Here is a 6,615-nt window from a genome sequence, read left to right as displayed (position 1 = left end):
TCACCCAATATGCTAGCTATCATCATTAAACAAACGCCGCCGCTCTGAACCCGATAGAGGGTTATCTCCCTGCCATTCTCTCCAACCCTATAAATGCGTACACAACCATCCAAAATAAAAATAGCATGGTGTAAGCGATGCCCCCTTGCAAAAGCTACAGGAGTGGTTGGAACTTGCACTATAGAAATATCAGTTCTATTCCATTCCTTAGCTTCAATAGAGGACAGGCAAGGGAAACATTTTATAACCTGATTTAGTTTACTGATCATTTGTTCCTCCTAATCTTTATTAAATCCATGTTTAAATAACTTTTTTGGTGCTTAACGGATTAATAAAATAATATCAGAAAGGGTGGATTTCTTTTTTTCTAAATGCTTCTATATCGTAATTTTTCTGGTACAAATTCGAAATATGGTATCACAATCATATGTATCTAGAGAACCTAGAATTGCATATGGATGGTGAAGAGTTATGAGCCAATATCAAATGTTGTACAGTACACCTTATTTGTATTCTTCGAAAACCTTACGCCAAATGTTTAATAAAACAAATGAGGAGGAAGATATTTGTGCGATACGAGACCATATGTGGTTCTGGTGCAAGAAATCTAGTAAACTTGGACATACTGATACTAGTACTCTAAAAAGGGGCGTGATCAGTATGGAAAAGCAAAATTTATTCAAGTGGAAACATTATCAACCCGATATTATTCTTCTTACTGTCAGATGGTATCTACGGTACAACTTAAGCTTTCGTAACCTTGTGGAAATGATGGAGGAACGAGGATTATCGATGGCTCATACGACCATTATGCGTTGGTTCATCAGTATAGTCCTGAATTAGACAAGCGACTTCGTCGTCATCTAAAACGTATAAATGATTCATGGAGAGTGGATGAAACGTATATCAAAGTAAAAGGTCAATGGATGTATTTATATCGCGCAGTGGATTCCGAAGGAAACACCATTGACTTTTACCTAAGCAAAACAAGAGACCAAAAGGCTGCAAAGTACTTCTTCAAGAAAGCTTTGCGGTCTCTTCATGTTTCTAAGCCTCGTGTCATAACCGTCGATAAAAATCCAGCGTATCCTGTAGCTATTCAACAATTAAAAGACGAGCAAGAGATGCCTGAAGGCATCCAAATGAGACAAGTGAAATATCTCAATAATATCGTAGAACAAGATCATCGTTTCATTAAGAAAAGAGTACGCTCTATGCTGGGGTTCAAAACGTATGAAACTGCTACTTCAATAGTACGTGGCATTGAAGCCATACATATGATGAAAAAAGGGCAAGTTCACCATAGGGTGAAGTCTGCCCAAAATCGAAAAGAATTCATTGATAAACTGTTTGGCATTGCAGCATAATCCGTAAGTTAATAGGAAATTCATGTCCTATGTTTTTTTGAAATCATCTTTGCACCAGAACCAATTTAAGTAATTACCATCCAAGCCAAACAGTGCCTTGGTGCCATGAACTATCTGTATTTACTAGAGTTACAACATAGTTTCCTGCTTTCATAGGACCAAAGAAGCTATAAACATAATTGCCACCACTCATTGGCCCTCCTGTTACAGTATGGGTTACAGTGTTTCCTGATGATAAACTTTTTACTATAACTTTAAAATTAAAATTTTTATTATTTTGAATAGCTACTCCAATAGTTCCGTTGTCTGCTACAGATACAGTTTTTTGTACTTGAATTGATGTGGAAAAATTATATCCACCGGAATATCTCCAATCAAATGCTACAGCTGCTTTTTCTCCAATAAGATTATTTTTATCAGAAAAATTTGGTACAAATGGTTTTTCGACCTCATTTGTATTTTCAACTATACTTTCAATTCTATCTGAAATATATTGTTGGTTTTCTGAATAAGTTGTTTCAATTGCTTTATTAGGAGAACTCACAGGTTTTACTGTATCAGCTGATGCTGCACCAATTCCCCCAGTTAATGCAATACCTGTTGCTAATGCCCCGACTACTAATTTCTTGAACATAAAAAATCCCCCTTTAATAGTTTTGTAACTCACACACCAAATTTATCATTTTTTACAAAAAAGTAAATATTTAGAATTTATAGAAATATTAGTTTTAATATTAAGAATATTCAAACTAATATTCATCAAAGTTTATTAAAAAAATATCCATCCATTCATAAATTACTGTAAAAAAACAACTACCCCCCACAAGAGGGGCTAGTTGACGTAAAATTCGTTAGCGGAAGTTATTCTAATATGATAGAATCTCCAACATTCACTTTTCCTGGTTTTATAACTGATGCATAGACTCCAAAATGATTATTTCTTTTTTGTACAACAGTTTTTAAGAGAGTTTTTTCCAATGTTAATGTGTTAGGATCAATAGTAATAATCATGCAGCGTTCACAGTGTCTTACTATTTTTAATTCTACTTCTCCTATACGTATACATTTTCCAAACCATGTATCTTCTGGAAAAGGAATATTTTCATATAATGAGAATATCAAGTTTGGACGAAATCTTCTATGGTTCACATCTTGTCCCCACATTGCACTTATTTCTTGTAGTGACGTATCAGTTACAATTAATATATGTTCTTCTTCAATTGCTCCTAGAGGTACTTGCTGAGGGGAGTATTGTATACTTTTAATTCTACGACCTGATTTTTGTTCTAATTCTGTAAGTAACTCTTGATCTCCCCACTTGTATATTTTTCCTTCAGGAGAAGTGATTTTGATTAGTGGATATGTATCAAAAGATTCTTCTCCTATAAAACTCGCCGTGTAACCAATCATCTCAGGAAGTTGTGTTGCAGTTAAATATTTTCCTGGTCTTGTTTCATCTAAAAAAGCATGGCTTCTATCTCCATATAAACCATAGGATGCAATGTAAGTTTGTTGAACATTTTCTCCGCGAAATGATTTTATTGGATGTCTTACAATTTCTTTTAGTTCTCCAATTATCATATCCCTACTCCTTTTTTATTTAATCTTATCTTATCTCTTAATTATATAATCAATTGGAATTAGTTACCTTATGATATCGTATACACTTGAGATTGACATAACATCTCATTACCGGGATTCAATGTATTTAAGAGACTATTAAAAGTCCCCCAGATTGTTTAACTGTGGGACTTTTGTGTTCACATAATTCTTGTTATAAGGAGTCAATTAATATATGAATACTAATGTTTATTTATTTTTATATTAAAAATGTTATCATATATATAATCTTATGCCTGCAAATCTTTTCTCGAAGTTTTTTTTCTTATTAGTAAGTCAGCTAGATGCTTACGTGCTGTTTCCATCGGTCCCATGGTAAAGTAACCTAACCATAAAGTAGCAAAGAATAGCTGCAGTAAACAGATTAATATCCAGACAGAAATGACCGTAAACGAACTAGGATTTCCACCAAACCCCAAGCCCCAACCATAAAACAGAACTGAACACAAAATATTCTGTAATACATAGCAGCTCAAGGACATCTTACCTGCTCTTTCTAGGAATCTCCACAATGAAAAGGAATGGAATTTTTCAACCAACAAGCTAATTGCTCCCATGTATCCCATCGACAGAATCGGGGCAAATATATACCTTACTGGAAAATCAAAATAACCTCCGGGAATAAACAGTAATAAATTTAGAGGTAAGCCAAAAGATAATCCGATCTTCATCATCTTTTTACGAATGTTCCGTCCGTTATCATCATTCGTAAAAGCTCCTTTTCTCATCAACAGAACACCTGTTAAAAATAGAAAAATATTAAAGGGAATAACAAAGATTGCTTCTGTTCGCAAATCCCAAAAATGACTAAGTCGGTATTGAACTTGTTCCAACCAAGATCCAATTTGATAAAGGTTAGTGATTTCTTGAGGTGTTGCAAATGACTCACTATTTACTTGATGCACCAGTACACCTAAGCAAACAATTAATATAAAGAAGACATGAATTACTGCAGCACTGATCATCGTTATTCGCATCGTTTTTTCTCCTGCTTTGACGATAAGAGAGACAATAATCGCGGTCATTGCATAAGACATCAAAATGTCGTACTCCAGCACCAAGGTAAAGTGCAGAAATCCTTCGAGAAGCAGAATTAAAGAAATCCATATGTATATTCCTGGCCAAGGACGATTTAACCGTTGTGATTGCTGATATTTTAATTCCAACCCAACGCCAAACATGATGGCTAATAAGCCAAGCAATTTGCCATTAATTAAAGCTAAAAATAAGGTTCGTAAAAAGGCGTCACCCGATAACCACCACTTGTTATGAGTAAAGGTAAATATATAATTCAAATCCCCTAAATGTGCAAAAATCCAAATGTTTGTTCCTAAGGTTCCTAAAATTGCTAATCCCCGTAAAATATCCAGGCTTCGAATTCGTTTGCTGCTTTTCATGGTTCACTCTCCGCTTTCTTAATTTTTTCATTATTAATCATATGCTTACCTTGTTTGAAAAAATACCTTATAGGCCTCACCATACATGCCCATCAAGATAAGATTTTGAAGTATCCCCAAAACAAAAATTTTATCTCTTCATAATTGTCCATAAGAATTCGGTTCGTTTTTTCGTTTTGAGGAACAATGTATTTCTTAACTTGATGGCGATGGGGTGCTACCCCTAATTAACTTTTTGTTGCTCCTGTATCAATTCCCTACTTTCTTTATTCTGTTCCCTCAACAAAAAACAAATAAAAACAGTATCAATTACACCTATTAATCCATAACTCCATAAAGGTGCTTTAATAGTTTCATACCAAATTAAATTTATAAAATAAATACCGATCATTATTAATAAAGAGTTAACAATAAAAGTAGAAATAATTTTATTATTTATAAAAAACTTATCCAATTTACCAACAGAAATAATTGAAGCAGAAGTACTAGCCATAGTTAAAGACATAATAGCAATTGAACGCAAACTTTGTTTATCTTGAAACACGTTTGGAGAAGAAACGATTTCAGTAATCAAATTAGCAATATAATAAAATCCAGTTAAATAAATTGAAACAGCTAAAAATGAAATAGGAACCCATTTACAAAATAAAAAAATTGGTTTTGTATAAACCTTTTGTCTTGCTTCCCTTATAGATTCTCCAATAGGCATAATAATCATAATTAGAGCAATCAAATATAAATCGTGTACAGGAAACTCTCCTTTAAAAATATCAATAAAAAAACTAAACGCATCTTTTATATTATTTATCATTAAAACGCCCCAACCTTTCACTATGTACCAATCTCATCATCCATATTCTACCAGAAAAATCCACCTTAACGTAACTTAATATAAAAAAGCGGGTTATTTGAATTGATAGAACTAAGTGATTTAACTAAAACAATTATTTATTTCTTAATACTTATAAAAGAAAAAGAGTCCTATTAAATTAGGACTCTTTTTCTATTCAAATGTAAACTTTTAAATATTAGTTTACTTTCAAATTACCGAAAATATTAACCCCACGCCAAATCCCCCGATATCCTCAAAATATACAATAAAAGTATACATTCAAAATACTATAAATAAAGAATCTAAAAACTCTATGAACAAAAACAACCATCCCATTAATATACAACTGATTCAAAGTAATTCACATCACTCTAAGGACTAATCAAGGTAATAATACCCCATACTAAAAATAGATATACATGCTTAGATGAAATGGGTGATCAATATGTATATGCCAATAGAACAAGAGACTAGAGGATATTTCATTACGGCCTGATGCATTTCCATTGAAACTAACGGGTTGTCCGTTTTGCATAAGTAATTTCCAACCAGATTTTTGAATGGCTTTGATATTACTAATTTCCGATTCCGCATCAGCTTTACTTAAAACAGTCTTTGGAGATTGAGAATACCATCTGGAAACTTCTTTTTTATCATTCTTGAAAGAAGAGTCATTACTGGCAGTAGTCTGTGTATCCGAAGAATGAATATTTCGATATACAGAGATTCCAAAAACCAAACACAATAAACACAAAAAACCTATAACCACTAAAATACTCCTACGTGTCATAAAGTGCGCCCCCAACCTAAAATCACATATTATAATATTAGGTTATCATCTTACCAAAGAGATTACAAAAGACATATTTGATAAAAAGTTCCGACGAAATGCCCTTATGGGGTACAGCCGAGATACGTGTAATTTTGAGTCATAAGCTTACTTTTATTTCCAAACATAATCAAATTGACATTTTCTTTATTATTTTTGAACCTATTATCACACACCCTAATCATACAATCGAAACGAAGTGTTTTTAGTAACTAACTAATGAATGATTAGGGTGTAAAATAAATAGAGGGAAAATGGAGGATTTTTGAGAGTGAAAGTTGCTTATGCGAGAGTCAGTTCTATGGATCAAAACTTAGATCGACAAATTGTGGAATTTAAAAATCACGGTGCGGAAAAAATATTTGTAGAGAAAAAATCCGGAGCGGATTTTATGAATCGTGTAGAATTTAAAAAAGCTTTAGATTTTGTACGAGAAGGTGATTTTTTAATGGTAGGAGTACAGACCCATGCCCATCAAGCTAAGGTTGGATTTCCCGCGAACTGCCGTTCTTGTTGCCTACATGCTTGCTATTTTGTTTATTTGTTTTTAAAAATACGCATACCAAATAA

Annotated in this window: 7 protein-coding genes and 1 pseudogene; 2 read left to right on the top strand and 6 right to left on the bottom strand. The window is 33.1% G+C overall.

The features are described from left to right. Nucleotides 1–269: pseudogene (locus tag ACFQZ1_RS14630) on the bottom strand (Crp/Fnr family transcriptional regulator); the annotation flags it as partial. 391 nt (nucleotides 270–660) lie between these two features. On the opposite strand from ACFQZ1_RS14630, the gene ACFQZ1_RS14625 reads away from it, so the two are divergent. After that, nucleotides 661–1,367 (top strand): IS6 family transposase gene (locus ACFQZ1_RS14625; protein WP_377882912.1). Its coding sequence is split into 2 segments (ribosomal slippage): nucleotides 661–832 and nucleotides 832–1,367, totalling 708 coding nucleotides; the frame shifts between segments, so codons are not numbered across the junction. Between the two features lie 73 nt (nucleotides 1,368–1,440). Here the strand turns inward: ACFQZ1_RS14625 and ACFQZ1_RS14620 are convergent. The 5 genes from ACFQZ1_RS14620 to ACFQZ1_RS14600 all read right to left on the bottom strand — a co-directional run bounded on the left by ACFQZ1_RS14620 (nucleotide 1,441) and on the right by ACFQZ1_RS14600 (nucleotide 6,006). Further along, nucleotides 1,441–2,001 (bottom strand): hypothetical protein, encoded by a 561-nt coding sequence (locus tag ACFQZ1_RS14620; RefSeq protein ID WP_377882990.1) that lies wholly within the window; start codon nucleotides 1,999–2,001, stop codon nucleotides 1,441–1,443. Nucleotides 2,002–2,228: 227 nt separating this feature from the next. Beyond that, nucleotides 2,229–2,948, bottom strand: coding sequence for an MOSC domain-containing protein (locus tag ACFQZ1_RS14615; RefSeq protein ID WP_377882911.1), 720 nt, complete (start codon nucleotides 2,946–2,948; stop codon nucleotides 2,229–2,231). A gap of 269 nt (nucleotides 2,949–3,217) precedes the next feature. Then, nucleotides 3,218–4,384 carry a DUF418 domain-containing protein gene (locus ACFQZ1_RS14610; protein ID WP_377882910.1) on the bottom strand — a complete coding sequence of 389 codons (1,167 nt, stop codon included), beginning with the start codon at nucleotides 4,382–4,384 and terminating at the stop codon, nucleotides 3,218–3,220. 223 nt (nucleotides 4,385–4,607) lie between these two features. Continuing rightward, nucleotides 4,608–5,216, bottom strand: a complete 609-nt coding sequence (locus ACFQZ1_RS14605; RefSeq protein ID WP_377882909.1) for a hypothetical protein — start codon at nucleotides 5,214–5,216, stop codon at nucleotides 4,608–4,610. A gap of 403 nt (nucleotides 5,217–5,619) precedes the next feature. Beyond that, complete coding sequence (locus tag ACFQZ1_RS14600) at nucleotides 5,620–6,006, bottom strand: hypothetical protein (RefSeq protein ID WP_377882908.1); 387 nt, start codon at nucleotides 6,004–6,006, stop codon at nucleotides 5,620–5,622. A gap of 310 nt (nucleotides 6,007–6,316) precedes the next feature. Between ACFQZ1_RS14600 and ACFQZ1_RS14595 the strand changes: the two genes are divergently transcribed. Next, the coding region (locus ACFQZ1_RS14595) for a recombinase family protein (protein ID WP_377882907.1) at nucleotides 6,317–6,615 on the top strand (299 nt) is incomplete at its 3' end.

The sequence above is a fragment of the Bacillus sp. CGMCC 1.60114 genome (assembly GCF_042676365.1).
GTDB classification, from domain to species: domain Bacteria; phylum Bacillota; class Bacilli; order Bacillales; family Bacillaceae_G; genus Bacillus_A; species Bacillus_A rhizoplanae_A.
This window is presented reverse-complemented; position numbering and strand designations above follow the sequence as displayed.

What these genes read in the sequence shown, in the direction of transcription:
- ACFQZ1_RS14620 (WP_377882990.1), bottom strand. Translation starts at nt 2,001, where the DNA reads ATGTTCAAGAAATTAGTAGTCGGGGCATTAGCAACAGGTATTGCATTA.
- ACFQZ1_RS14600 (WP_377882908.1), bottom strand. Translation starts at nt 6,006, where the DNA reads ATGACACGTAGGAGTATTTTAGTGGTTATAGGTTTTTTGTGTTTATTG.
- ACFQZ1_RS14610 (WP_377882910.1), bottom strand. Translation starts at nt 4,384, where the DNA reads ATGAAAAGCAGCAAACGAATTCGAAGCCTGGATATTTTACGGGGATTA.
- ACFQZ1_RS14615 (WP_377882911.1), bottom strand. Translation starts at nt 2,948, where the DNA reads ATGATAATTGGAGAACTAAAAGAAATTGTAAGACATCCAATAAAATCA.